Here is a 24,596-nt window from a genome sequence, read left to right as displayed (position 1 = left end):
AGAAAGCATGAGCAACTGGTTAGTAGACAAACTGATCCCTTCGATCATGCGTTCCGAGGTCAAGAAGAGCTCGGTGCCTGAGGGTCTGTGGCACAAATGCCCCTCTTGCGAGGCGGTGCTGTATCGGCCGGAGCTGGAAAAAACCCTGGATGTTTGCCCCAAGTGCAACCATCACATGCGTATTGGCGCCCGCGCCCGCATCGACATTTTCCTCGATCCGGAAGGCCGTAACGAGTTGGGTGCGGACCTGGAACCGGTCGATCGCCTGAAGTTCCGCGACGGCAAGAAGTACAAGGACCGCCTGACTGCGGCGCAGAAGCAGACCGGCGAGAAAGACGCACTGGTCTCCATGAGCGGCACCTTGCTGGGCATGCCAGTCGTGGTTTCGGCGTTCGAGTTCTCCTTCATGGGTGGTTCGATGGGGGCCATTGTCGGCGAGCGCTTTGTTCGCGCCGCCAACTACGCCCTTGAAAACAAATGCCCGATGATCTGCTTCGCCGCCTCCGGTGGTGCGCGGATGCAGGAAGCCCTGATTTCCCTGATGCAAATGGCCAAGACCTCTGCGGTGCTGGCGCGTCTGCGTGAAGAGGGCATCCCGTTCATCTCCGTCTTGACCGACCCGGTCTACGGCGGCGTTTCCGCCAGCCTGGCGATGCTCGGCGACGTGATCGTCGGTGAGCCCAAAGCTCTGATCGGCTTCGCCGGTCCGCGCGTGATCGAGCAAACGGTTCGCGAAAAACTGCCGGAAGGCTTCCAGCGCAGCGAGTTCCTGCTGGAGCACGGCGCAATCGACATGATCGTTCACCGTCAGGAGCTGCGTCCACGTCTGGGCAACCTGCTGGCGCAACTGACCGGCAAACCGACGCCGAAATTCGTCGCCGCACCCGTTGAGCCGATTGTCGTTCCGCCGGTACCTGCCAACCTATGACCCAGCGCACCCTTGGCGAATGGCTCGCCTACCTTGAGCAGTTGCACCCTTCGGCCATCGACATGGGCCTTGAGCGCTCGCAACAGGTAGCGTCCCGCATGGGGCTGGGCAAGCCGGCGCCTCGGGTGATCACGGTCACCGGCACCAACGGCAAGGGTTCTACCTGTGCGTTCGTGGCTTCGTTGCTGCGGGCGCAGGGGTTGAAAGTCGGCGTCTACAATTCTCCGCATCTGCTGCGTTACAACGAGCGGGTGCAGGTCAACGGTGTCGAAGCCAGTGACGCCGAGCTGTGCGAAGCCTTTGCAGCCGTGGAGGCGGGGCGTGGCGACACTTCCCTGACCTATTTCGAAATGGGTACGCTGGCCGCCTTCTGGCTGTTCCAGCGATCCGGCCTCGATGCTGTCGTGCTCGAAGTTGGCCTGGGCGGGCGTCTGGACACGGTCAACGTGGTGGATGCGGACATGGCGCTGGTGACCAGCATCGGCGTGGATCACGCCGATTACCTGGGCAACACCCGCGAATCCGTGGCGTTCGAAAAAGCCGGCATCTTCCGCCAGGGCGCGCCTGCGCTCTGCGGCGACCTGAATCCTCCTCAACCTTTGCTGGATAAAGCGCGCGAGCTGGCTTGCCCGTTTTTCCTGCGAGGGCGTGATTTTGACCTCGGTGTGACCGATAACGGCTGGCAATGGCGCGGCGTTGACGCTCGGGGGCAGGTGGTCGAGCTGCATGACCTGCCGCTGCTCGACCTGCCGATGGAAAATGCCGCGCTGGCGTTGCAGGCCTATCAGCTGCTCGGCTTGCCATGGGAGCGGGGGCAGATTGTCGATGCCCTGAGCGCTACGCGGGTGGTCGGTCGCCTGGATCGCCGCTCGTTCAATTGGCAAGGCAGGCGCCTGAACCTGCTGCTGGATGTGGGACATAACCCGCATGCCGCCGAGTATCTGGCCAGGCGGCTGGCAAGTCGGCCACCGCTCGGCAAGCGCCTGGCGGTGTTCGGGTTGCTGGCGGACAAGGATCTGGATGGTGTTATTGGCGAGTTGGGTGCTAGTGTCCAGCATTGGGCCGTCGCGCCGCTGGATTCGACCCGGACGCGGCCGGTTGCCGATTTGCACGAGGCCTTGCTCGCGCGGGGTGCCTCGGTGACATCCTTCGACAGCGTGTCGGCGGCGCTGGAAGGCCAATGTGCACTGGCAACGAGCGACGATGAGATTTTGTTGTTCGGATCATTTTATTGTGTCGCCGAGGCCCTTGAGTGGCTGACTCGGCGCTCCACGGAGGAAGCGGCAAATGGCATTGCTGGATAAGGCCTACAAACAGCGCATGGTTGGCGCTTTGGTGCTGGTGGCCCTGGCGGTGATTTTCCTGCCAATGCTGTTTTCTCGGCAGGATGAACAGCGCCAGGTGACGGTCGAAGCCCCGGCTGCGCCGCAGGCGCCTTCAGTGCCACCGGTGCAGGTTGAGCCCGTCGTGGTGCCGGAGCCGCAAGCCTTGCCGCAAGAGCCGGTGCCAGGTGATGACGAAATCGCCCAGACCGAAGAATCCTCGACGCCGGTGGCGCCGACTGCACCGGTCTCGCCTGCACCCGCCGCAAAGCCCGTCGCGCCTGCTGCGCCTGCGCCCGTGCCGGTCAACAAGCCAACCACAGCGCCGAGCCAGCCGATTGGTGCCGTACCCAAGCCCGACACCACGCAAAGCCGTGTTGATGCCAATGGCCTGTCGGTGAGCTGGTCGGTACAACTGGCCAGCCTGTCGAACCGTGCCAGCGCGGAAAATCTGCAAAAGACCCTGCGCAGCCAGGGCTACAACGCCTATATCCGCTCCTCTGATGGCAAAAATCGCGTGTTTGTCGGACCGCTGATCGAGCGTGCCGAAGCCGATCGTCTGCGTGACTTGTTGAATCGCCAGCAGAACCTCAAGGGTTTTGTCGTGCGCTTCCAGCCTGAACGCGGGTAAAAACTATCAGCCCGATTTGAAATGCACTGACAATCGCAGCTTACCGACACGCATGGGCTCTGCTAAAATGCGCCGCCTTATCCGTCTGTAGGCTGCACTGTGCCATTTACCTGGGTTGACTGGGCGATCGTTGCAATCATCGCCATCTCCGCTTTGATCAGTTTGAGCCGCGGCTTCGTCAAGGAAGCATTATCGCTGGTGACCTGGATCATCGCAGGGGTCGTCGCCTGGATGTTCGGTGGTGCATTGTCCGAGTACCTCGCCGGATACATCGAAACGCCATCGGCTCGCGTGATCGCGGGCTGCGCAATCATGTTTGTCGCCACGCTGATCGTAGGCGCAATGATCAATTATCTTATCGGCGAATTGGTTCGCGTCACCGGCCTGTCCGGGACCGATCGATTTCTCGGCATGGCCTTCGGCGCCGCGCGTGGCGTGTTGCTGGTGGTCGTGGCGGTCGGGCTGTTGAGCCTGGGGCCGGTACAGCAGGACGGGTGGTGGCAGCAGTCCCAGCTCGTGCCAAAATTTCTATTGGTTGCAGACTGGTCCAAAAACCTGATTCTCGGGTGGAGCAGTCAGTGGCTTGCCAGCGGTATCAGCGTACCCGCTGAAATACCGTTCAAGGAGCACCTCTTGCCGACGGCCAAAACGCCCCAGTGAGTTGTGTTCAATCCAGTTCCATAAAGTAGGGGTTGCTTCGCATGTGTGGCATCGTCGGTATCGTCGGTAAGTCGAACGTCAATCAGGCGCTGTATGACGCGCTAACCGTGCTCCAGCACCGCGGCCAGGACGCTGCCGGTATCGTGACCAGCCATGACGGCCGGTTATTCCTGCGCAAGGACAACGGCCTGGTGCGTGACGTGTTCCAGCAGCGTCACATGCAGCGTCTGGTGGGCCACATGGGTATTGGCCATGTGCGTTACCCTACCGCGGGCAGCTCGACGTCGGCCGAAGCCCAGCCGTTCTACGTCAACTCGCCTTACGGGATCACCCTGGCGCACAACGGTAACCTGACCAACGTTGAACAGTTGGCCAAGGAGATCTACGAATCGGACCTGCGCCACGTCAACACCAGTTCCGACTCGGAAGTGCTGCTTAACGTGTTCGCCCACGAACTGGCCCAGCGCGGCAAGTTGCAGCCGACCGAAGAAGACGTGTTCGCCGCCGTGACCGACGTGCACAACCGTTGCGTGGGTGGTTATGCCGTTGTGGCGATGATCACCGGCTACGGTATTGTCGGTTTCCGTGACCCGCACGGCATCCGCCCGATCGTGTTCGGCCAGCGTCACACCGACGAAGGCGTCGAGTACATGATCGCTTCCGAAAGCGTGTCCCTGGACGTGCTCGGTTTCACTCTGATTCGCGACCTGGCCCCGGGCGAAGCGGTTTACATCACTGAAGATGGCAAGCTGCACACCCGTCAGTGCGCGACCAACCCGTCCCTGACTCCGTGCATCTTCGAACACGTCTATCTTGCGCGTCCGGACTCGATCATCGACGGCGTGTCGGTGTACAAGGCCCGTCTGCGCATGGGTGAGAAACTCGCCGAGAAAATCCTGCGCGAGCGTCCTGAGCACGACATCGATGTCGTCATCCCGATCCCGGACACCAGCCGCACCGCGGCGCTGGAGCTGGCGAACCACTTGGGTGTGAAGTTCCGCGAAGGTTTCGTGAAGAACCGCTACATCGGTCGCACATTCATCATGCCTGGCCAGGCTGCGCGGAAAAAATCCGTACGCCAGAAGCTCAACGCCATCGAGCTGGAATTCCGCGGCAAGAACGTAATGCTGGTGGACGACTCCATCGTTCGCGGCACCACCTGCAAGCAGATCATCCAGATGGCCCGTGAAGCCGGCGCGAAAAACGTCTACTTCTGCTCCGCGGCCCCGGCTGTGCGCTTCCCTAATGTGTACGGCATCGACATGCCGAGCGCCCACGAGCTGATCGCCCATAATCGTTCGACTCAGGACGTGGCCGACCTGATCGGTGCCGACTGGCTGATCTATCAGGACTTGCCTGACTTGATCGAAGCGGTCGGTGGCGGCAAGATCAAGATCGACAAGTTCGATTGCGCGGTGTTTGATGGCCAGTACGTCACAGGCGATGTGGACGAGGCTTACCTGGACAAGATCGAGCAGGCACGTAACGATGCCTCCAAGGTCAAGACCCAGGCGGTCAGCGCGATCATCGACCTGTACAACAACTGAGTTTCAACCGGCCCTGAGGGGCCGGTTTTGTATCTACTGAAGAGCAAGGCAAGGAGTGACAGCATGAGTCAGGATTGGGATGCCGGTCGGTTGGACAGCGACCTCGAAGGCGTAGCGTTCGATACCCTGGCGGTACGTGCCGGTCAGCACCGCACGCCGGAAGGCGAACACGGTGATCCGATGTTTTTCACTTCCAGCTATGTATTTCGTACGGCCGCCGACGCGGCCGCACGCTTTGCCGGGGAAGTGCCGGGCAACGTCTACTCGCGTTACACCAACCCGACCGTGCGTGCGTTCGAAGAGCGCATTGCCGCCCTGGAAAGCGCCGAGCAGGCCGTGGCGACTTCTACCGGCATGGCCGCGATCATGGCGGTGGTGATGAGTCTGTGCAGCGCCGGCGACCATGTACTGGTGTCGCGCAGCGTGTTCGGCTCGACCATCAGCCTGTTCGAGAAATACTTCAAGCGTTTTGGCATCGAGGTTGATTACGTGCCCCTGGCGGACCTGTCCGGTTGGGACGCGGCGATCAAGGCCAACACCCGGTTGCTGTTCGTCGAGTCGCCGTCCAATCCGCTGGCCGAACTGGTGGATATTGCCGAGCTGGCGAAAGTCGCCCACGCCAAAGGCGCGATGCTGGTGGTCGACAACTGCTTCTGCACGCCCGCCTTGCAGCAACCGCTGAAGCTCGGTGCAGACATCGTCGTGCACTCGGCGACCAAGTTCATCGATGGCCAGGGCCGTTGCATGGGCGGCGTCGTGGCCGGTCGCAGCGAACAGATGAAGGAAGTGGTGGGTTTCCTGCGTACCGCCGGTCCTTCGTTGAGCCCGTTCAACGCCTGGATTTTCCTCAAGGGCCTGGAGACCCTGGGCCTGCGCATGAAGGCGCATTGTGCCAATGCCCAGGCGCTGGCCGAATGGCTGGAGCAGCAGGACGGCATCGAGAAGGTTCATTACGCGGGCCTCAAAAGCCATCCACAACACGAACTGGCCCGGCGTCAGCAGAAGGGGTTCGGCGCCGTGGTGAGTTTCGAGGTCAAGGGCGGCAAAGAGGGCGCATGGCGGTTTATCGATGCGACCCGTTTGATTTCCATCACCGCCAACCTTGGCGACAGCAAGACCACCATCACCCACCCGAGCACCACCTCCCATGGTCGCCTGGCGCCTCAGGAGCGTGAGGCGGCGGGTATTCGTGACAGCCTGATCCGCGTGGCGGTGGGGCTGGAAGACGTGGCTGACCTGCAAGCCGACCTGGCTCGTGGGTTGGCTGCCTTGTGATCGAGTTGTCTTCGTTGACCATGGCATCCATGGGTCGCGTAGCACTGGTGACTGGTGCTGCGCGGGGGATCGGCCTGGGAATTGCCGCCTGGCTGATCAGTGAGGGCTGGCAGGTAGTGCTGACGGACCTGGACCGCGATCGCGGGACGAAAGTGGCGAAGGTGCTCGGCGAAAACGCCTGCTTCATCGCCATGGACGTCGCTAACGAGTCGCAGGTGGCCTTGGGTGTGGCCGAAGTGTTGGGGCAGTTCGGACGCCTGGATGCGCTGGTGTGCAATGCGGCGGTGGCCGATCCGCACAACATTACGCTGGAAAGTCTCGATCTGGCGCATTGGAATCGGGTGCTTGCGGTGAACTTGAGCGGGCCGATGCTGCTGGCCAAGCACTGTGCGCCCTACCTGCGTGCCCACAGTGGTGCGATCGTCAACCTGGCCTCGACCCGTGCACGGCAGTCGGAGCCTGACACCGAAGCCTATGCGGCCAGCAAGGGCGGCCTGCTCGCGCTGACGCATGCGCTGGCGATCAGCCTGGGGCCGGAGATTCGCGTCAATGCCGTCAGCCCTGGCTGGATCGATACCCGTGACGCTGCGGTGCGCCGGGCTGAACCGCTGACGGATGCCGACCATGCGCAGCATCCGGCGGGCAGGGTAGGGACAGTGGAAGACGTGGCGGCGATGGTGGCCTGGCTGCTGTCCAGAAATGCCGGTTTCGTCACGGGCCAGGAGTTTGTGGTGGATGGCGGGATGAGCAAGAAGATGGTCTATGAGCAATGAGGGGCAGCTTCAAGCTTCAAGCTGCAAGTTCAAGCACGATCGACATCCCAGCTTCACCTCGCACTGGCTTTTGCTTGCAGCTTGTAGCTTGGCGCTTTTAGCTGTTTTTGAAAAAAACTCCAATCCTGCTATTGACTTAGGTTCGCCACCTGCGTAAATTTCGCGGCCTCGGAGATGCAAACGGGTGATTAGCTCAGCTGGGAGAGCGTCTGCCTTACAAGCAGAATGTCGGCGGTTCGATCCCGTCATCACCCACCACTCCCGAGAGTCTTGCGAAAGCAAGATGGAAGCTGAAAAGCCTCCACCGACGCGCAGCGGTAGTTCAGTCGGTTAGAATACCGGCCTGTCACGCCGGGGGTCGCGGGTTCGAGTCCCGTCCGCTGCGCCATATTTTACGAATCGGATTTTTCCGGTTCGCGGTTGAAAAGCACCGAAGCTTTCAATCAAACGAGTTTGATGGACGCAAGTCCACAGCGATACGCAGCGGTAGTTCAGTCGGTTAGAATACCGGCCTGTCACGCCGGGGGTCGCGGGTTCGAGTCCCGTCCGCTGCGCCATATCTGCTTCAAGGACCACTGAACGCCTTGATGCTACGAAGGCCGCTGATTCATCAGCGTTTACTTCGGACCGATAGCAAAGACCCTGGTCGAAAGACCGGGGTTTTTTGTGTCTGAAATTCGACTTTTATGCCCCTTTTTCCTTCTCCGTGCGATTTTATGCGTATCCGCTGCATAAAGGGCTTGGTACGGCGCACTGACATTAATTAGAATCACTCTCATTTGCGAAACCCCCGGGGCTTCTTGAGATGAGTGATGTGCTGCAGGAGCAAACCCTTCACGACCTGTACCGCGATCATCGCGGCTGGCTGGAAAGCTGGCTGAGCAGGCGCCTGGGTAACGGTTGTGATGCGGCCGACCTGAGCCAGGATACCTTCCTGCGCGTGCTCGCCAGCTCGCAGCGCATCGCCGACCTGCAGGAGCCCAGGGCCTATCTGCTGACCGTGGGCAAACGCCTGCTGAGCAATTTCTACCAGCGTCGCAGCCTCGAGCAGGCCTATTTGGCCGCACTGGCGCCGCTCCCTGAAGAGTGCGCACCATCCCCCGAGCAGCGCTGGCTGCTGCTGGAAACCTTGCAAGCGCTGGATGAATTGCTTGATGGCTTGCCGAGGGCGGTGCGCCGGGCATTTCTGTGGAGCCAGCTCGAAGGCTTGAGCTATCAGCAGATCGCCGAGCGTTTGCAGGTGTCCGAGCGCACCATCAAGCGCTACATGGCGCAAGCCTATGAACATTGCCTGCTGGTGGACCTGTGAACAGCCAGGCGGTGGATCCGCGTCAGGCCGTGCGAGCTGCCGCACAATGGCTCGCGTTGTTGGAATCGGGCGGGGCCAATGAGCAGGACCGGGCGAACCTGCAGCGCTGGCGCGATGCTCATTCCACTCACGAGCACGCCTGGCAGAAGGCTCAAGCGTTGCGCCAGCGTTTCGCCGACTTGCCGCCCGCGCTGGCGATGAGCAGCCTGGATCGTCCTGACCCCGGACGACGTGTGGTGCTCAAGCGCGCGCTGGGTGCAGTGGCATTGGTGCCGGCGGCCTGGCTGATCAGTCGGCAACTGCCGCTGGACGTCTGGCGTGCCGACCTGCACACCGCCACCGGTGAGCGCAGGAAAGTGCAATTGGCCGATGGCAGTTCCCTGCAACTCAATACCGCCAGCGCCGTCGACGTGGATGTGCAGGCGCGCCGGGTGAAATTGATCGAAGGTGAGATGTCGCTGAAAGCGCCGGGTTCGGTGTCGATGACGATCCAGACTCGATTTGGCAACGTGATCGTCAGTCAGGGCGAGGTCTGTGTGCGTCAGGACGTGCGCGGATGCAGGGTCTCGGTATTCGACGGTTCTGTGCAGTTGCAGCCTTTGCAAGGGCCGCTGCTGGCCTTGCGCGCCGGTCAACAGGTCAGCCTGCAAGCGGCGGGCGCCGGAGCAATTGCGCCATTCGACGCGCTGGCGCCGGGCTGGCGCGAAGGCGTGCTACTGGCGAACAACCAGCCGCTGGGGGATTTCCTTCGCGAGCTCGGCCTGTATCGGTCCGGCATCCTGCGTTGGGATCCGGAGCTGGAAAAGCTGCGGGTGACCGGCAGTTTCCTGTTGGACGACACCGATCGTGTCCTCGCGTTGCTCGCCGCCAGCCTGCCGTTGGAGGTGCACTCGCGTACCCGTTATTGGGTCACCTTGCTGCCGCGCAAAAATAGTGTGTAAAGCCTGTCCCCTTTTGCGGGCTCGCTGGTCATTCAAGGCATGTGAATGATCAAGAGAGCAATTCCGATGCCTGCAACTTGTTTCCCGCGCCCGGTTTCCTCCCGTCTGCGTCCGTTGTTGCACCTGAGCCTGATGCTGGGCCTGAGTGCCAGTGCGTTGTTCGTTGCTCCAAGCTGGGCTGAAGACGGCGCCCGCCGTCAATATCAGGTGCCGGCCGGGAGCCTGGGCAATGCGCTGACCCGTTTCGCCGGCTTGGCGGGCGTCAACCTTTCGGTAGACCCGGCGCTGGTGAGTGGTCGCAACAGCAGCGGGCTTTCGGGTGAATACGCTGTAGAGGAGGGCTTCGCCCGGCTGTTGCAGGGTTCCGGCCTGCAACTGCAACCGGTGGGGGAGCAAGCCTACATTCTCACGCCCGCACCCGACGGCAGCAGCCTGCAGCTGGCGCCGACCTCGATTCTCGGGGCCGCGGATGGCGCGCAGGGCGAGGTGTTCGCCGGTGGCCAGGTCGCGCGTCGCGGTTCACAAGGTTTGCTGGGCTCCAAGGACTTCATGGAAACGCCCTTCAGCATGACCACTTACACCAGTGAGGTGGTCAAAAATACTCAGGCGCGGACCTTGGGTGACCTGATTTCCACTGATCCTTCAGTGCGCGCCACCAACCCGGCGGGCGGGCGTTACGAGCAGTTCACCATTCGCGGCTTCAGCCTGTTCAACAGCGATGTTGCCTACAACGGGCTTTACGGCGTGCTGCCGACCTATTCGATCGACATGGAGATGGCGGATCGCGTCGACATCATCAAAGGCCCGAGCCAGCTTATCAATGGCATCTCGCCGCGCGGTGCAGTGGGGGGAGGGATCAACGTCGAGCCCAAGCGTGCGACTGACAAACCCATCACGTCATTCACCGGCAACTATGCGTCCGACAGCCAGGTCGGTGGTGCTGTGGATATCGGCCGGCGCTTCGGCGAGGACAACAAGTTCGGCCTGCGTTTCAACGGCGTGAAGCAATCGGGCGACACCGAATGGGACAACCAGAATGTCGATCGCGAAATGGCCGTGCTCGGCCTGGATTTTCGCGGTGAGCGCCTGCGACTGGCGACCGACATCGGGCGTACCGAGCGTGATACCGATGCGCCGCAGGAGCGGGTGCAGATCGGGGTCAATGCGCAGGTCCCGAGTGCCAACGATGTGCGCCACAACTATGCGCAGCCCTGGAGCAAGGCCAGCACCAATGACACCTTTGGTACGGTGACCGGCGAATTCGATGTCAGCGATTCCGTGATGCTCTATGGCGCTGTCGGGGCACGCGAGAGTCACCATGATTTCCTCCGGCATGCGGTTTCGGTGACCAACAACCGGGGCGATTTTACCGTTCAGCCGCGTGACTTCACCCGTGACGAAAATGTTCGCACTGCCACAGCCGGAGTGCGCAACTGGTTCCACACCGGTGCCGTAAGCCATGAGGTGAACCTGGCGGCCAGCTATTTCTACATGGACTTCGAAAACGGCGGCGCTCGCTATGCCTCGGGCAACAGCAATCTCTATAACCCGGTGGTGACACCGACGCCTGTACGGCCGACGCGACTCGATTCGAAGGTCTACACCGAGAACCGCTTCAGCGGCGTGGCGTTGTCCGACACGCTGGGCTTCTTCGATGATCGTTTGTTGCTGACCCTGGGTGCCCGGTGGCAGCGGGTGAAAGTTGACGACTGGTCTGACGATGTCAAAGGTGACACCGCCTATGACGAGGAAAAGGTTTCACCGTCGGGCGGGATTCTGTTCAAGGCCACCGACAAGCTGTCCTTGTACGCCAACTACATGGAAGGCCTGAGCCAGGGCAAGATCGCACCGTCGACTTCGATCAACGAAGACGAGATTTTCCCGCCATTTGTCAGCCGCCAGGTCGAGGTCGGCGCCAAATACGATGCCGGCCCGTTTGCGGTCACCGCTGCGGTATTCCGCATCAAGCAACCGGCCTACGAGACCAATGCCACCACTCGGGTCTTCGGGCCCAACGGCAAGCGCCAGAACGATGGTGTGGAGTTGAGTGTGTTCGGTGAGCCGCTCAAGGGATTCCGCCTGCTCGGCGGAGTGATGTACATCGACAGCGAGTTGACCCACACCACCAACGGCACCTTCGACGGTAACCGTGCGCCGGCCACGCCCAAATACAACGTCAATCTGGGGGCCGAATGGGACGTACCGAACCTTGAGGGCCTGACGTTGACCAGTCGTGGCATCTATTCCAGCTCGCAATACCTGGACCAGTCCAACGTCAAGGAAATCGATTCCTGGGAGCGGTTCGACGTGGGCGCGCGTTATGCCTTCAAGGTTGAAGACAAGCACATCACACTGCGGGCCAATGTCGAGAACGTGGCGGATAAGCGGTATTGGAGTTCGGCCGGGGCTTCGGATGACAGCGAACCGGGGTTGACCTTGTCTACGCCGCGGACTTATTTGCTGTCGGCGACCGTAGATTTCTGATGGATTTGTATCGTTCGAGCTGACGTTATCGCGGACAAGTCCACTCCTACAGGGGGCGTAGTCGATCACAAAATGTGTGGATGACACAAAACCCTGTAGGAGCGGACTTAAATTCCCCACCGTCCTCAAAACACTCCCTCTCAGCAAATTTCTGATTCTTTGGTCAGATTTTTCGTATCAAGCTGTTTTCTAAAAGTGCATAAGCCTATAAAGTTAACCTTTCGGTCAGCTTTGCACTGTCTATCGACCCTCTGCTTCGTCAGGAGGGCGCCTGCACGACCCGAGATTCCCAGAACATAACCAAAAGGGCGGATCCACAACCGCCCAGAGGATGATCCATGTCCAACCGTGATATTTCCCGGCGCTCGTTCCTTCAGGGCGGGCTGGTGGCGGGCGTGAGCGTCACGCTTACGCCTCTCAGCAGTAAGGCTCTGGCGGCCCTGATGGAAAACAGCGTGACCGTGCCGTCCGAGCAATGGCTCGGCAGCAACGGCAAGGCGCGCGCCCGAAATGATGCCTTGTCCAAGGTCTGCGGCAGTAAAGTGTTTGCCCGTGATATCCGCGCCAAGGACATGCCGGGCTGGCCGCTGCAGCAAGGCCACGCCATGCTTCTGAAAACCATCAAGGCCGATCGCATCTACGACGGTTACGACCTGTCGTGGCTTGGCACCGAGTTGCAGCCCGACCGTATTGTCACTGCCGACGACCTCGTCAAGGACGGCATCGTCTTTCCGGAAGAGCACGCGCCCGATCCACTGCTGCCGACAGGCAAGGTGCCGATGTTCATCGGTCACCCGGTGGCGATCCTGATCTGGAACGATTTCGAACGTTTCCGCCAGGCCAAGGCCAAGCTCAAGTTCAACGACAAGGCCATCCGTTACGGCGCCCAGGTGCCGTTCTACGAAGGCGATCCGTACGGCAGCTTCCGTTACGTGCGTGTGGGCGGTGCAACGTCAGCGGACGAAGACGAATTCGCCAGCCTCAAGGATTCGATCCTGTTCCCGATGCTGCGCAATCGCCGCCCGGTGTGGAATTCCCAACCGAACCTGCATGGCGACCTGACCGAGCGCGGACTGTTTTACGCCGAACGCATGAAGCAGCAGATCGACACGCCACCGGACAACTGGCTGGTGTTCGACGAGCGCTACAAGACCCCGTCGATCGAACCTGCCGCGATGGAGCCGGACAACGGCAACGGTTGGTACGACCCGGCCACCAAGACCCTGCATTTTGTGGTCGCCACCCAATGCCCGCTGGAAACCGCCACCGAGACCGCGAAAATGATCGCGCCGTCGCGTTTCGGCCTGGCCAACCTGAACATGCACCCTGGCTACACGGTCGGCTACGGCTCCAAGGACCACAACATTTTCGTCTACTACGCGGCCCTCGCCGCGCTGTATGGCGCGGGTGTGCCGGTGCGCCTGGCCAACGATCGCTACGAGCAGTTCCAGAGCGGCATCAAGCGCCACCCGTTCGACATCCGCTATCAGTTGGCGGTGGACAAGACCGATCACAGCTTCAAGATTTTCCGCGCCGAGATGAGCGTCGACGGCGGTGGCCGGGTCAACTACAGCCCATCGGTGGCGGCGGTTGGCGCCACCGCAGCGCAGTCGATCTACTACATGCCGCAGAATGACCTGCAGGTCACTGCCTACCATTCCCGCGCCGTCGAGGCCGGGTCGATGCGTGGCTATGGCACGCTGCAAAGCATGGCGTCCACCGAAATGATGGTTGACGAAATTGCCGGCCGTCTCGGCATCGACGCCATTGAACTGCGCCGCAAGAACGCTTTGCGCTCGGGCATGAAGAACACCCAGGGCGCGGTTCCTGCGGGGGCCTTGCGCTTGCACGAAATCCTCGACAAGGCTGCCGCCCACGAGGTCTGGAAAAACCGCGATGCGATCAAGCAACAGCGCGAAGCCGCCGACCCGGATAACTGGTACGGCGTCGGTTTTGCGATCTGCCAGAAAGACTTCGGCACAGGTTCCGAAGCGCCGATGGCCAGTATCGAGTTCACCGCTGAGGGACGTATCAGCCTGCGCCACATCGGCATCGAGATCGGTACCGGCATGTCCACTTCACAAGCCATGGTGGTCGCCGACTTCCTCGGTAACCCGGCGCACGAAGTGAAGACCGGCGAAACCGAGTGGAAGGAGATGCAACTGGTCACCGGCGGCAACCCTTACATCATGAGCCAGGCCGAGCAGGACAGTCTGCTGCGCAATCCACGCTGGGTCGGCAAGCTCGCCTCGGCCTCATCGGCGACCAACTCCGCCTACTACTTCAGTCACGCCACCCGTGAAGCGGCGCGTGTGCTGTTCAACCACGGCTTGTGGCCGGCTGCGCTGGAAATCTGGCGACAAGGTCCTTACGGCGGCCAGGCCAACCCGTATGTCGTGCGTCGCGAGGACGCCCATTGGGTCGACGGCAAACTCACCGCCAACGGTATGGAACCGCTGCCGTTCGAGGTACTGGCCAAACGTGCCCACGAGCGCGGACTGGTGACGGGCGCCACGGTGCACGGTTTCAACCGCTGGAGTTGGGCCGAGGCGGAGTTCAGCATTGACGGCGTTCGCGAGCGCCTGCCGCTCGACGGTATGGCGGTCAAGTACGGCGAAGGCGCGCCGGCAGCGAAGAAGGCGCAGATGAATAGCGCCGGTTTCCACTTGCTCGACCGCCAGAACGTGCACTACCCGGACACGCAACTGAACAACGCGGCGGTGACTTACTACAGCCCGGTTGCCACGCTGGTGGAGTTGAAAGTGAACAAGGGGTCAGCCGAAGTCCAGGTGCTAAACCACCATTCGTGGGTCGAGTGTGGTCGTGTGCTGGTGCCGGAGCTGGTCAAGGGGCAGATCGAAGGCGGTACGGCCATGGGCATCGGCCATGCGCTGATGGAAGAGATGCCGTTGTACGAAGGCGGGCCGGGGGAGGGGGACTGGAACTTCAACCGCTACCGCCTGCCGATGGCACGCCACGTCGCGGTATGGAAGCAGACGGCGGAGATCCTGCCACCGCTGTCGCCAAGCGATCCGTCCAAGGGTATCGCCGAGGTCGTCATGATCCCGGTGGTCGGTGCCATCGGTAACGCCGTTGCCCACGCCATCGGCAAGCGGGTTCGCGACCTGCCTATCACTTCTGCACGCATCAAGGAGGCCCTCAATGGCTAACCGTCCGCTTCAACTGACCCTCAACGGTCAATCCGTCGGCCCAGTGGACATCCCTGATGACCTGCCGATGATCGATTACCTGCACGAATACAAGAACCTCACCGGCTCGCGCCTGGGCTGTGGCCAGGGCATTTGCCACGCCTGCGTGGTGATCGTCGACAACCCCGACGGCACCAGCGAGGAAGTGCGCACCTGCATCACCGGCGCGCATTACTTCGAAGGCAAGAAGGTGCGGACCATCGAAGGCCACGCGACCCGCGACGAGCAGGGCAAGGTCACCGAGCTGAACCCTGTCCAGCAGCGTTTCGTGGACGAATTCGCCTTCCAGTGCAGTTATTGCGCTCCCGGTTTCGTCAACGCGGCGACAGTGCTGGTGGAGAAGCTGCAGCGCCAGCCAACGGTCAAGAGCCAACTGGAGAAAGTCATCGAGGACAGCCTCGGTCATCACATCTGCCGTTGCACCGGGTACGTGCGTTACTACAACGCGACGCGCAACGTTTTAACCGATCTCGGTCTGGTCAAGGAGGGTTAAGCATGAACCATTTACTGACCCGCCTGGCATTGGCGGTCGGTCTGGCTGCGCCTGTGTTGCTGGCGCAGGCGGGCGATCAAGTGAAGCGCGGCGAATACCTGGCCCGCGCCGCTGACTGCATGGCCTGTCATACCGCGCCGGGTGGGGCGCCGTATGCCGGGGGCCTGCCGATCGTCTCGCCATTCGGCACCATCTACGGCACCAACATCACCCCAAGCAAGGAGCACGGCATCGGCCTCTACAGCGATGACGAATTTTTCGCCGCGCTTACCGAAGGCAAGCGGCGCGACGGGGCGAACCTGTATCCGGCGATGCCCTACACCTCGTATCACCTGATGCCCCGTGAAGATTCGGACGCGATCCACGCCTACCTGAAAACCGTCGAGCCGATCGAGCGTGCCGCGCCGGTCACCCGCCTGAGTTTTCCGTTCAACGTCCGTCCGGGCCTGATTGCCTGGAACCTGATGTACGGCAAGGACGTGAAGCTCTCGCCTGTTGAAGGCAAGAGCGAAGCGTTCAAGCGCGGCCAGTACATGGTCGACGTGCTCGGTCACTGCGGTGAATGCCACACTCCACGCGGGTTGCCCGGTGCGATGCAGCAGGACAAACGCCTGTCGGGCGGCGTCCTCAACGGCTACCTGGCGCCGAGCCTGCTGGCCACTGATCTGGCGGCGCGTGGTTGGAATCATCAGGACCTGAGCACGTTCCTCAAGCACGGCATGAGCGCCCAGGGCACGATGTTCAACGAGATGTTCCCGGTGTTCCACAACAGCACCCAGGGCCTCAATGATGCGGACCTGTCGGCCATGGCCACCTTTCTGCTGGGTGATCAGCCACCGGCAGCGAAGATGCTCACCGATGTGCCACTGGACAAGCTGGGTGCGAGTGCCCGGCGCGGCCGTCAGGAATATTTGAACGTCTGTGCCGGATGTCATGCGCCTGAAGGTGAAGGCAAGCCGCACATTGCCGTGGCCATGCGGGGCAACACCACGTTGCGCCTGGAGGACCCACGCAACCTGGTGCGGGTGATCGACGACGGCATCGGCGAGCAGAAGTTTTCCGGTTTCGAACATATGCAGCCGATGCCTGGGTTCTCTGAAAAACTCAGCCACGAGCAGCTTACCGATCTGCTCAACTACCTGCGTCAGGGCTGGGGCGGGCAGATGAGTGACCTGGCCGTGAGCGATGTGCAGAAGCTGCGCGCCGACGCGCCAGCGCTCGAGCACAAGGCCCACTGACATGCAGCATCTGGATCTGCAAGTGGTGCGCCGTGCGCTGGAGTGGTCGACGGCTGGCCAACAGCTGTGGCTGTGCACGGTGCTCGCCACCTATGGCTCGGCGCCACGCGCGCCCGGCTCGCTGCTGGCGGTGAACGCCGCAGGGCAGTGGATCGGATCGTTGTCCGGCGGTTGTGTCGAAGAGGATTTCCTTGGGCGCGTGGCCGAAGGCGCCTTCGAGCAGGCGGTCAGTGTCGTGCGCTACGGCGAAGGTGATGACCCGCGCTCGCGAGTCAGCCTGCCCTGTGGCGGCGTGCTGGACGTGCTGGTCGAAAAGCTCGAGCCGGACTGCGACGTGCAGGGCCATTTGCGCGAGCTGGAATTGGCGCTGTTGGGCCGACGTCGTTTGATCCGTGAAGTTGACCTGGCCAGCGGCGCCCGCAACCTGTTCGATGATCGTGAGCAGGGCGTGCGTGTCGAACGGGAAATCGACCGCGTGCGCCTGCGAATCGGTGCCGCCCAGCGCTTGTTGCTGGCGGGGTATTCCAGCGTGGCGCAAGCCTGTGCGGAGTTTGCCGTGGGGCTGGGCTTTGAGGTGATCCTGTGTGATCCACGCAATGAAGTACTTGAAGGTGTGGTGCTGGACAACGTCGAGATTCGCCGCCAATTGCCATCGGTGTTCATTGCCGACGGTGGCTGTCATTCTGATACGGCGGTGGTCGCCCTGACCCATGATCCGCGCATCGATGATCTGGCGATGATGGAAGCGGTGCGTACCGAAGCCTTTTACATCGGTGTGATGGGGTCCCTGCAAACCTCGCAAAAGCGCTTCGAACGCCTGCGTCGGATCGGCGGGCTGGGAGAGACCGACCTGGCGCGCATCCACGCGCCCATCGGCTTGAACCTGGGCAGCAAGACCCCGGCGGAAATCGCCCTGGCCGTGCTGGCCGACATTCTGCGTATCCGCAGCGGCATCCCGCGCGATCGCCTCTGATCTCCTACAGGGGTGGGTGGTGTTGGTTAATAGCCGAATTTATCCCGCAACCCGTAATACCACGCCCCCAGCGCTGCAAACGGCGTGCGCAACAATTGCCCGCCCGGGAACGGGTAGTGCGGCAAGTCGGCAAACGCATCAAAACGCTCAGCCTGACCACGCAATGCTTCGGCCAGCACCTTGCCTGCAAGATGCGTGTAGGTCACGCCATGACCGCTGCAACCCTGGGAGTAGTAGATGTTGTCACCCAGGCGTCCCACCTGCGGCAGACGCGACAAAGTCAGCAGGAAATTACCCGTCCAGGCGTAATCGATCTTCACGTCCTTGAGCTGCGGGAATGCCTTGAGCATCTTCGGCCGGATGATTGCCTCGATGTTTGCAGGGTCTCGCGCGCCATACACCACACCACCACCGAAGATCAGGCGCTTGTCGCCGCTCAGGCGGTAGTAATCGAGCAGGTAATTACAGTCCTCGACGCAATAGTCCTGAGGCAGCAGGTTGTGCGCCAGCTCATCGCTCAAGGGTTCGGTCGTGATCACCTGGGTGCCGCAAGGCATCGACTTGGCGGCCAGCTCCGGCACCAGGTTGCCGAGATAGGCATTGCCCGCGACGATGATGAATTTGGCGCGCACCTTGCCTTGGGGCGTGTGCACCACCGGGTTGGCACCGCGCTCGATGCGCACCGCCGGCGATTGTTCATAAACCGTACCCCCCAGCGACTCGACGGCCACCGCTTCGCCCAGCGCCAGGTTCAGCGGGTGAATGTGGCCACCGCTCATGTCGAGCATGCCGCCCACGTACTGCTCGCAATTGACCACTTCGCGGATGCGACTTTGATCCATCAGCTCGAGCTGCGTGTGACCATAACGCTCCCACAGGCGCTTCTGCGACTCCAGGTGGCCCATCTGCTTGGGCGTCATCGCGGCAAACACCCCGCCGTCCTTCAAATCACACCGGATATCGTATTTGGCGACCCGCTCCCGAATGATGCGGCCGCCCTCGAAGGCCATCTGCCCCAGCAACTGCGCCTGCTTGGGTCCGACTGAGCGCTCGATCACATCGATGTCGCGGCTGTAGCTGTTGACGATCTGGCCGCCGTTGCGACCCGAGGCACCAAAACCAACCTTGGCCGCTTCCAGCACTGTGACCTTGAGGCCACTCTCCAGGAGAAACAGGGCAGAGGACAACCCCGTGTAGCCAGCGCCGATCACGCAGACATCAGTCTCGATTTCACCCTGCAGTACCGGACGCGGGGGAACTGCATTGGCCGACGCAGCGTAATAGGACTCGGGGTAGGGGGTGTTCGCCATCCTGCAGCCTCTGTTTAATAAATTTAACGAGTGCAGCGATCCTACCCGAGTTGAAAATCCACCGCCAGCCACCTCAAATGCTTCCGCGCCGCAACGAAATTAAAAATTTTGCATATTCATAGGGTTAGCGCGAAAAAAGGTGTTGACACCCCTCCGGATTTCCGTAGAATGCCGCCTCACAGCAGGCACGTAGCTCAGTTGGTTAGAGCACCACCTTGACATGGTGGGGGTCGTTGGTTCGAGTCCAATCGCGCCTACCAAACAAAATCCGCTCTGCTGGGCGGTCTGAAAGGGCTCACCGAAAGGTGAGCCCTTTTTTGTGCTTCAAATTTCATGCAGAACGTTCACAAAATATAGGCTTCGTTCACACTGGGCAATGTGAACGCCGATATCAGCTCATTCTGGACGGTGAGGGGGTTAGCTTAAGGTGTAGGGGTGATTGACCTGCCACCAATTCCAGAGGGCGATCAAGGTGCTTATGGCGCCAATTAGCAGTGGAGTGATGTGGTTGGTAAACCATGGGGTGATGAATGCACCTTTCAGCGTCACATACGATTTCACTGTCCAAGTAAAACACTTGCTGGGTACGTATGTATCAAGAGGGGCGTTGTCTCCAAACTTTACCCATTCCCCGGCTCTGGTGTAGTGGTAGTGGGCTGAAATTCGCATCTCTGTTCGCCTCTCCCTGCTGTAATGATGCAGCTCAAATTCTTCCTCCGGTTGATCTCTACGATCCTCTTTCAGTCGTTCGTAGCATGTCAGGTAGGCGTGCCCACGATTGAATTTTGTCTTCTCGTTCGGTGAGTGCTTTTCGGTGTGGATGGCTTGAACGCTTTTTTTCAGTTCGAAATGCTTTCTCCAGACGGCAGCCTTTCTTAAGGAGTTGTCGTATAGCTGATTCATGGCCTCGTCAAAACGAAAGCCACCGCTTGGTATGTGTTGAATAAATCGAAACCAGAAGTAGATGTTGAGGCAGGCAAGCACGAGCCAAACGCTATTCGTGCGATGCTCAAGATGTATTTCCGTGCCCATAAGCTTGAAGGCGGTTAGATTTGCACCGAAGAACCATAGCGCCAAAACCACTGCCGAATAGGTGAGTAAAAAGCCACGGGCTTTCTTGAAGTCGCCCCCATCATCTAGCGTTGAATCCACCGTTCACACCCTTCTGGTAGCGTAAATGAATGATATTAACACTCCGTCGGAGGTGGGTTAGGTGTGTGGGAGGTAAGGCGGACTGTAAGCTCCGGCTGATTGGGGTGCCACTAGTAGTCTCGTGGTTGGATTGAGCAAGTCATCATCACAGATGATCCTAATAGAAGGTATGTGGAAGCAATGATCTGTATGAAAATAGGAGTCAGGGCGATTGTGGTGCTGACTCTGGCAGCGACCACAAATGCGTGGGCGTCAATGGATTATAGATGCACGATCGAAAGCACTGTCGCTGCAAAAGAGAAGCCTATAAACCGCATCTACATCGGCAAGCAATTCACCGTAGAGAGGCGGACTGGCTTGATGGCGGGAGCTCTGAAGAATTCTTACGTCACCGACCCACAAGTCATTGACTACGGATCGACTGAGAATAGCTACAAGGCCGTAGCGACCATGCGGAAGGATCAGGGGGCGGGAGTCGGTTCAAGCATCTATGCACTGACGATCAATGAGTACTACGAGGGCGACAGAAAGCCCTTCATCTTCCTGCAAAACGACGAAGCGTTTCTCGGTTGGTGCGAGCATTTCTGAATTGAGGTGGATCGCAAAGCGTGCCAATCCCTTCTGTCTTACCATGGGCTACTGATGATTCTGACGTAGCTTTTCTATGACTGTGGTGATGGCGTCTGCGTTCATATCAAGTCGTTTCAGTGCGGTGGTGATGTTGCCGGGTGTGGCTGGTGGGGGTGGTTCAGGTTGATAGCGAAATGCCTTGATTCCCGGTATTGTCAGTCCTTGGCTCACTTGGCATCGAGGGAATGATGAGATTTTCTGAACACTTCCAACTTGGTCTTACGCAGCCCTATTTAGACTTTGTCGATATTCGCTTGGATACGGACGTGCCCGTTTTTTTGGAGCCGAGCGCAATAAAGTCATTAAGTAGCCCATGGGGAAATGAATTGTCGTCACTTCTCCAGACTTTTTTGAAGAGGTGTTGACGCTAATTCGCTCTGGCAATAATGATAAAGCACAAAGGCTGCTTTCGTCGCTTAATGAACGAAATGAGTTTCACTTGGGTTACTCGGCAAACGAGTCTCGAGGTCATGGATTTGGTAGCGGATCGGCTAAGAGCGTTTGGGGTGCCCTCAGTCAAAGTGATGCTGTAAAGACTGGCCTGCTGAGAGACCTTGAAGACACTGCATTGCTAATTCCGGGTATAGGGACGGACATGATATCTGATGCGGTGTGCAATATTTTGCGTGGCCCGCTTATTAGATATACTCAGGATATGTGTTCTTTTTACGGTGTTCCTTTAACTCCTGATGTAGATTCTGGTCCTATATGGAATGCGGAGAAGGGGAGATGGGAAACGGCTCTTGTTCCATTGCCAATTACACCTTACGGAAAGGTGATTTTGGTTCCTAAGCTTCTAGTCCGTCAGCGTCTTAGCTATAAGTTTGATGAGTATTATCGGTATTATTTGCTTCCTCAAATGCAGCAAGAGCATCTGAGCGCAAGGTCGAGTCTTGTAGAGGTTCTGAGTAATGGTAGCGAGCGAGTTACTAAAAAGGCTCTGATGGAGAAGTATGGGCGTGATAAGTTGGCTGCTGTAAGGGAGACCCAGTTGCGTCCTAGAGTTTTGGATGAATATAGAGAGTACAAAGGAAATAATGTTTCCTCGCCGTTGTCTCATGAGCAGCTTTCAGAGGTTGAGGGGGTTGAACTTCCTGACTTGAACACTCTGGTGCTTCAGATGAAAGCCTTGGCTCCGGGAAGAAATGATGCCGATGCTTACGAAAAAATTATCGAAAAAATATTCTCGGTTATTTTCTATCCTTCCCTTTGTAATCCTAAAAAACAGGCCGTTTTACACCAAGGTCGAAAACGGGTTGATATTACGTATAGCAATGAAGCAAAGAGTGGTTTTTTTGCATGGCTGTCTCTTCACTACTGTGCACCATTGATATTTATTGAATGCAAAAACTACGGGAAGGAGATCGGTAACCCTGAAGTTGATCAACTGTCTTCTAGGTTTGGGCCAAGTAGGGGGCAGGTTGGTATTCTGGTATGTCGGTCTATTGAGGATAGAGCTCTTTTGTTGCAGAGATGCAAAGATACTGCCAAGGATAAAAGGGGGTATATGCTTGTTTTAGAGGATAAGGATGTCGAAGAGCTGGTGAGAATTTATAATAATGATCGGGATAATATTTTTGAGGGCTTTAGGCAGCAGTGGAATAATTTAATTACTTGATTTTCATGCTGTCCTCAGGTTGTTTTCGGGAAGGTGGGCGACGGCTCAGGTTCTTGAGTAGAGGGGCATAACAGGATGTTTGCAGTGAATACAAAAAAAATTATCTGGCTCATCTCACTATTGATGGGGCTGAGCCTAGCCGTAGTGTTGGCACCTTGGATTATTCAGTTTGCCGGATCATCGTTCAGTTCTGAGCCAAGTAACTGGGGTGTGTTTGGAGACTATTTCGGGGGTGTGTTCTCATCGCTGATTTCTGCCTTCGGGTTTGTCGGTGTAATTACCACAATTGTCATCCAATCCCGCACAATTTCTGCCCAGCTTGATGGCATAGCCCAAGAGAAAGAAATTAGAGACGATGAAGTGTACGCTAAGCAGTCTCTTGAGTGTTTGAATGAAGCATATGGGAAGCTGAAAAGCTCCGATGATGGTGGTTTGTACAGGAATAGAATTGCATGGCTGGAGTCAGCAAGATTGATCATTGTTGCACAAAACTTATCAAAGAGAATTAAGAGCGATAGTATGCGAGAAAGCTACAGAGCAGCAGAGAAAGTAGTGCGCTCAAAATTTAGCAGCTTGCTCAATCCCGACAACAACCCTAGCACAATGCAACCCACCTACTTTTATGAAATGGATTGGGATAGGTGGGCTGAGGGGCGTAGGCAGGAGCCGATAGATAGAATCTCTGTATTCGTAATTTACAGATTTGCAAGCTGGCAGATAGACGAACCAGATGAGTTAGATTCTTTAGCGGAAGAGGTTAATGCTGGCGTTATCAATCTAAGATACTTTGGTGCTAAGCGTTTTCTTGAACAATCAGAACGGCGTTGAGTTTATGGCACTGCCTAGATATCTAAAGTCTCAAGTGCACTTGGCGAGGGTAACTGGATGGAAATCGACGATTCAAATTACTTTCTAAAACTAGACTACATCCACCCGGCGTTTTTGGCCCGAATTTTGACAGAAAAGAAATACCCCAAAGGTTTCAGGGGGTGGATGCTCAAGAATGAAATAAAGCCGATTGATATGTATTGCTATCTATACGCAAAGTATGGACCGCCTAATGGATTCATGAACTTCTTGAAGAGCGACTCTTCTAATAACCTCGTGCATTGGGAGTGGTCCTTCATGAATGATGACGGACTAGTCATGATTCAAGGGCAGTTATTTCGAACAGAGGTTCACCTACTGGGCACCTTCAACCGCCCTGCGATTACTAAGCAAAATCTGATCTCTCAGATACGTGATGATCTAAAAAAATACGGAAAGCAAATTAAAGCGATACGCACTCAGCTTGAGAAGTGGACTGAGTTTGTAAACCCATATCAAACTATCGAATCAACCATTGAGACACAAATTAAAAAGCTGCGCGAGCTTAACCTACAGCCTTCCAACGACAAGGTACACACACCTACTTCTATGGAGGAACTGAAAACCTATTCTGAACGCTTCTCTGCTATGGCGGAGAAATACACCTTTGGCACAGGACTCGCTTTTGGGGTGCGGTGTATGCTGCCTGTATTGGCTGAGACTTTCATCAATCTTTTAATATTTAGCCTTGCCAAAAAAGAAATCAAAGAAGACGACGTAAAATACAAAAGCATCGTATCCGACACAATAACAAACAGGCTCAATCTTTTGCATGTCCACTGTCAAGGATTCGCACAAGAGGTTGACCATACGCACAGGGCATGTAGGAATTTCTATCAACTGATGAGCGATAGGAATGATCTTCTGCACGGAAATTTCAACGTTAACAAGCTTAAGATTGGCGAGGTGTACTTCAATGGTAAAACACCCGTGAAGTACGAATACGGCGACTTGTGGGAAGACACCATTGGCACCTCGATAGAAAGCGTTAAACTTGAGCGCATTGAGGACAACTATACTGCGGTGAAAACTTTCATTTCTTACCTAATCTCATTGCTGAGACCTGATATTCAAACGATCATTAAAATGCTCATGAGCCACCGCGACCTTGGATACAACGAAAAGATGAGTAAATTGGGAGTGCTCTTTTCTACAAGAGCCATTGAGGGCTTTTTGTTCTTCGAAAGTGAATTTGCAGAACTCGAACTTTCACCAGTTGAGTGATACTGAAAAATA

20 protein-coding genes and 4 tRNA genes are annotated in these 24,596 nt (G+C 58.1%); 22 read left to right on the top strand and 2 right to left on the bottom strand.

The window, feature by feature from the left end:
- Nucleotides 1–7 precede the first annotated feature (7 nt).
- The 17 genes from accD to AB4O36_RS16335 all read left to right on the top strand — a co-directional run bounded on the left by accD (nt 8) and on the right by AB4O36_RS16335 (nt 17,783).
- On the top strand, nt 8–928 hold the full coding sequence (gene accD / locus AB4O36_RS16415) for an acetyl-CoA carboxylase, carboxyltransferase subunit beta (protein ID WP_460116738.1): 921 nt from the start codon (nt 8–10) through the stop codon (nt 926–928).
- Nucleotides 925–2,232, top strand: coding sequence for a bifunctional tetrahydrofolate synthase/dihydrofolate synthase (gene folC, locus AB4O36_RS16410; protein WP_460139745.1), 1,308 nt, complete (start codon nt 925–927; stop codon nt 2,230–2,232). Before accD ends, folC begins: the two co-directional genes overlap by 4 nt.
- Nucleotides 2,216–2,881 carry an SPOR domain-containing protein gene (locus AB4O36_RS16405; RefSeq protein ID WP_460139744.1) on the top strand — a complete coding sequence of 222 codons (666 nt, stop codon included), beginning with the start codon at nt 2,216–2,218 and terminating at the stop codon, nt 2,879–2,881. Before folC ends, AB4O36_RS16405 begins: the two co-directional genes overlap by 17 nt.
- Nucleotides 2,882–2,980: 99 nt before the next feature.
- Nucleotides 2,981–3,541, top strand: coding sequence for a CvpA family protein (locus AB4O36_RS16400; protein ID WP_017337640.1), 561 nt, complete (start codon nt 2,981–2,983; stop codon nt 3,539–3,541).
- 41 nt (nt 3,542–3,582) lie between these two features.
- Nucleotides 3,583–5,088, top strand: a complete 1,506-nt coding sequence (gene purF, locus AB4O36_RS16395; RefSeq protein WP_368553716.1) for an amidophosphoribosyltransferase — start codon at nt 3,583–3,585, stop codon at nt 5,086–5,088.
- 63 nt (nt 5,089–5,151) lie between these two features.
- Nucleotides 5,152–6,363, top strand: a complete 1,212-nt coding sequence (locus AB4O36_RS16390; protein WP_460139743.1) for an O-succinylhomoserine sulfhydrylase — start codon at nt 5,152–5,154, stop codon at nt 6,361–6,363.
- Nucleotides 6,360–7,136, top strand: coding sequence for an SDR family oxidoreductase (locus AB4O36_RS16385; protein ID WP_460116729.1), 777 nt, complete (start codon nt 6,360–6,362; stop codon nt 7,134–7,136). The genes AB4O36_RS16390 and AB4O36_RS16385 overlap by 4 nt, the downstream gene beginning before the upstream one ends.
- A 182-nt stretch (nt 7,137–7,318) precedes the next feature.
- Nucleotides 7,319–7,394, top strand: a tRNA-Val gene (locus AB4O36_RS16380).
- 53 nt (nt 7,395–7,447) lie between these two features.
- Nucleotides 7,448–7,524: transfer RNA gene (locus AB4O36_RS16375), tRNA-Asp, on the top strand.
- Between the two features lie 92 nt (nt 7,525–7,616).
- A tRNA-Asp gene (locus AB4O36_RS16370) sits at nt 7,617–7,693 on the top strand.
- Between the two features lie 248 nt (nt 7,694–7,941).
- The gene (locus tag AB4O36_RS16365; RefSeq protein ID WP_460139742.1) at nt 7,942–8,445 is read left to right on the top strand and encodes a sigma-70 family RNA polymerase sigma factor; all 504 of its coding nucleotides are present in this window, start codon (nt 7,942–7,944) and stop codon (nt 8,443–8,445) included.
- Nucleotides 8,442–9,386 carry a FecR domain-containing protein gene (locus AB4O36_RS16360; RefSeq protein ID WP_460139741.1) on the top strand — a complete coding sequence of 315 codons (945 nt, stop codon included), beginning with the start codon at nt 8,442–8,444 and terminating at the stop codon, nt 9,384–9,386. Before AB4O36_RS16365 ends, AB4O36_RS16360 begins: the two co-directional genes overlap by 4 nt.
- Before the next feature lie 66 nt (nt 9,387–9,452).
- Nucleotides 9,453–11,870 (top strand): TonB-dependent siderophore receptor, encoded by a 2,418-nt coding sequence (locus AB4O36_RS16355; RefSeq protein ID WP_460139740.1) that lies wholly within the window; start codon nt 9,453–9,455, stop codon nt 11,868–11,870.
- A 338-nt stretch (nt 11,871–12,208) separates the two neighbouring features.
- Complete coding sequence (locus tag AB4O36_RS16350; RefSeq protein WP_460139739.1) at nt 12,209–15,040, top strand: xanthine dehydrogenase family protein molybdopterin-binding subunit; 2,832 nt, start codon at nt 12,209–12,211, stop codon at nt 15,038–15,040.
- Complete coding sequence (locus tag AB4O36_RS16345; protein WP_460116721.1) at nt 15,033–15,572, top strand: (2Fe-2S)-binding protein; 540 nt, start codon at nt 15,033–15,035, stop codon at nt 15,570–15,572. The genes AB4O36_RS16350 and AB4O36_RS16345 overlap by 8 nt, the downstream gene beginning before the upstream one ends.
- A gap of 2 nt (nt 15,573–15,574) precedes the next feature.
- Nucleotides 15,575–16,810, top strand: coding sequence for a c-type cytochrome (locus AB4O36_RS16340; protein ID WP_460116719.1), 1,236 nt, complete (start codon nt 15,575–15,577; stop codon nt 16,808–16,810).
- Between the two features lies 1 nt (nt 16,811).
- Entirely contained in the window at nt 16,812–17,783 is a 972-nt protein-coding gene (locus AB4O36_RS16335; protein WP_460139738.1) for an XdhC family protein, read from the top strand.
- A gap of 26 nt (nt 17,784–17,809) precedes the next feature.
- Here the strand turns inward: AB4O36_RS16335 and AB4O36_RS16330 are convergent, their stop codons facing one another.
- Nucleotides 17,810–19,093 carry an NAD(P)/FAD-dependent oxidoreductase gene (locus AB4O36_RS16330; protein ID WP_460139737.1) on the bottom strand — a complete coding sequence of 428 codons (1,284 nt, stop codon included), beginning with the start codon at nt 19,091–19,093 and terminating at the stop codon, nt 17,810–17,812.
- Nucleotides 19,094–19,276: 183 nt separating this feature from the next.
- On the opposite strand from AB4O36_RS16330, the gene AB4O36_RS16325 reads away from it, so the two are divergent.
- Nucleotides 19,277–19,353: transfer RNA gene (locus tag AB4O36_RS16325), tRNA-Val, on the top strand.
- Between the two features lie 157 nt (nt 19,354–19,510).
- On the opposite strand, the gene AB4O36_RS16320 is transcribed toward AB4O36_RS16325, so the two are convergent.
- Nucleotides 19,511–20,245: a hypothetical protein gene (locus AB4O36_RS16320; RefSeq protein ID WP_460139736.1), complete on the bottom strand. Its 735-nt coding sequence runs from the start codon at nt 20,243–20,245 to the stop codon at nt 19,511–19,513.
- 171 nt (nt 20,246–20,416) lie between these two features.
- On the opposite strand from AB4O36_RS16320, the gene AB4O36_RS16315 reads away from it, so the two are divergent.
- The 4 genes from AB4O36_RS16315 to AB4O36_RS16300 all read left to right on the top strand — a co-directional run bounded on the left by AB4O36_RS16315 (nt 20,417) and on the right by AB4O36_RS16300 (nt 24,584).
- The gene (locus AB4O36_RS16315) at nt 20,417–20,833 is read left to right on the top strand and encodes a hypothetical protein (RefSeq protein WP_460139735.1); all 417 of its coding nucleotides are present in this window, start codon (nt 20,417–20,419) and stop codon (nt 20,831–20,833) included.
- 403 nt (nt 20,834–21,236) lie between these two features.
- Complete coding sequence (locus tag AB4O36_RS16310; RefSeq protein WP_460139734.1) at nt 21,237–22,493, top strand: hypothetical protein; 1,257 nt, start codon at nt 21,237–21,239, stop codon at nt 22,491–22,493.
- A gap of 84 nt (nt 22,494–22,577) precedes the next feature.
- On the top strand, nt 22,578–23,321 hold the full coding sequence (locus AB4O36_RS16305; RefSeq protein ID WP_460139733.1) for a hypothetical protein: 744 nt from the start codon (nt 22,578–22,580) through the stop codon (nt 23,319–23,321).
- A gap of 57 nt (nt 23,322–23,378) precedes the next feature.
- A complete protein-coding gene (locus AB4O36_RS16300; RefSeq protein ID WP_460139732.1) occupies nt 23,379–24,584 on the top strand; it encodes a hypothetical protein in 1,206 nt (401 codons plus the stop codon).
- Nucleotides 24,585–24,596 lie beyond the last annotated feature (12 nt).

The sequence above is a fragment of the Pseudomonas sp. S2_E01 genome, from assembly GCF_054668365.1.
The sequence above is the reverse complement of the archived record's forward strand: the minus strand, read 5'-3'. Positions and strand labels throughout refer to the sequence as shown.

Bases quoted from the DNA above. Each gene is read 5' to 3' on its own strand.
- AB4O36_RS16300 (WP_460139732.1), top strand. From the start codon at position 23,379: ATGGAAATCGACGATTCAAATTACTTTCTAAAACTAGACTACATCCAC.
- AB4O36_RS16365 (WP_460139742.1), top strand. From the start codon at position 7,942: ATGAGTGATGTGCTGCAGGAGCAAACCCTTCACGACCTGTACCGCGAT.
- AB4O36_RS16355 (WP_460139740.1), top strand. From the start codon at position 9,453: ATGCCTGCAACTTGTTTCCCGCGCCCGGTTTCCTCCCGTCTGCGTCCG.
- AB4O36_RS16405 (WP_460139744.1), top strand. From the start codon at position 2,216: ATGGCATTGCTGGATAAGGCCTACAAACAGCGCATGGTTGGCGCTTTG.
- purF (WP_368553716.1), top strand. From the start codon at position 3,583: ATGTGTGGCATCGTCGGTATCGTCGGTAAGTCGAACGTCAATCAGGCG.
- folC (WP_460139745.1), top strand. From the start codon at position 925: ATGACCCAGCGCACCCTTGGCGAATGGCTCGCCTACCTTGAGCAGTTG.
- AB4O36_RS16330 (WP_460139737.1), bottom strand. From the start codon at position 19,093: ATGGCGAACACCCCCTACCCCGAGTCCTATTACGCTGCGTCGGCCAAT.
- AB4O36_RS16390 (WP_460139743.1), top strand. From the start codon at position 5,152: ATGAGTCAGGATTGGGATGCCGGTCGGTTGGACAGCGACCTCGAAGGC.
- AB4O36_RS16345 (WP_460116721.1), top strand. From the start codon at position 15,033: ATGGCTAACCGTCCGCTTCAACTGACCCTCAACGGTCAATCCGTCGGC.
- AB4O36_RS16340 (WP_460116719.1), top strand. From the start codon at position 15,575: ATGAACCATTTACTGACCCGCCTGGCATTGGCGGTCGGTCTGGCTGCG.
- AB4O36_RS16335 (WP_460139738.1), top strand. From the start codon at position 16,812: ATGCAGCATCTGGATCTGCAAGTGGTGCGCCGTGCGCTGGAGTGGTCG.
- AB4O36_RS16350 (WP_460139739.1), top strand. From the start codon at position 12,209: ATGTCCAACCGTGATATTTCCCGGCGCTCGTTCCTTCAGGGCGGGCTG.
- accD (WP_460116738.1), top strand. From the start codon at position 8: ATGAGCAACTGGTTAGTAGACAAACTGATCCCTTCGATCATGCGTTCC.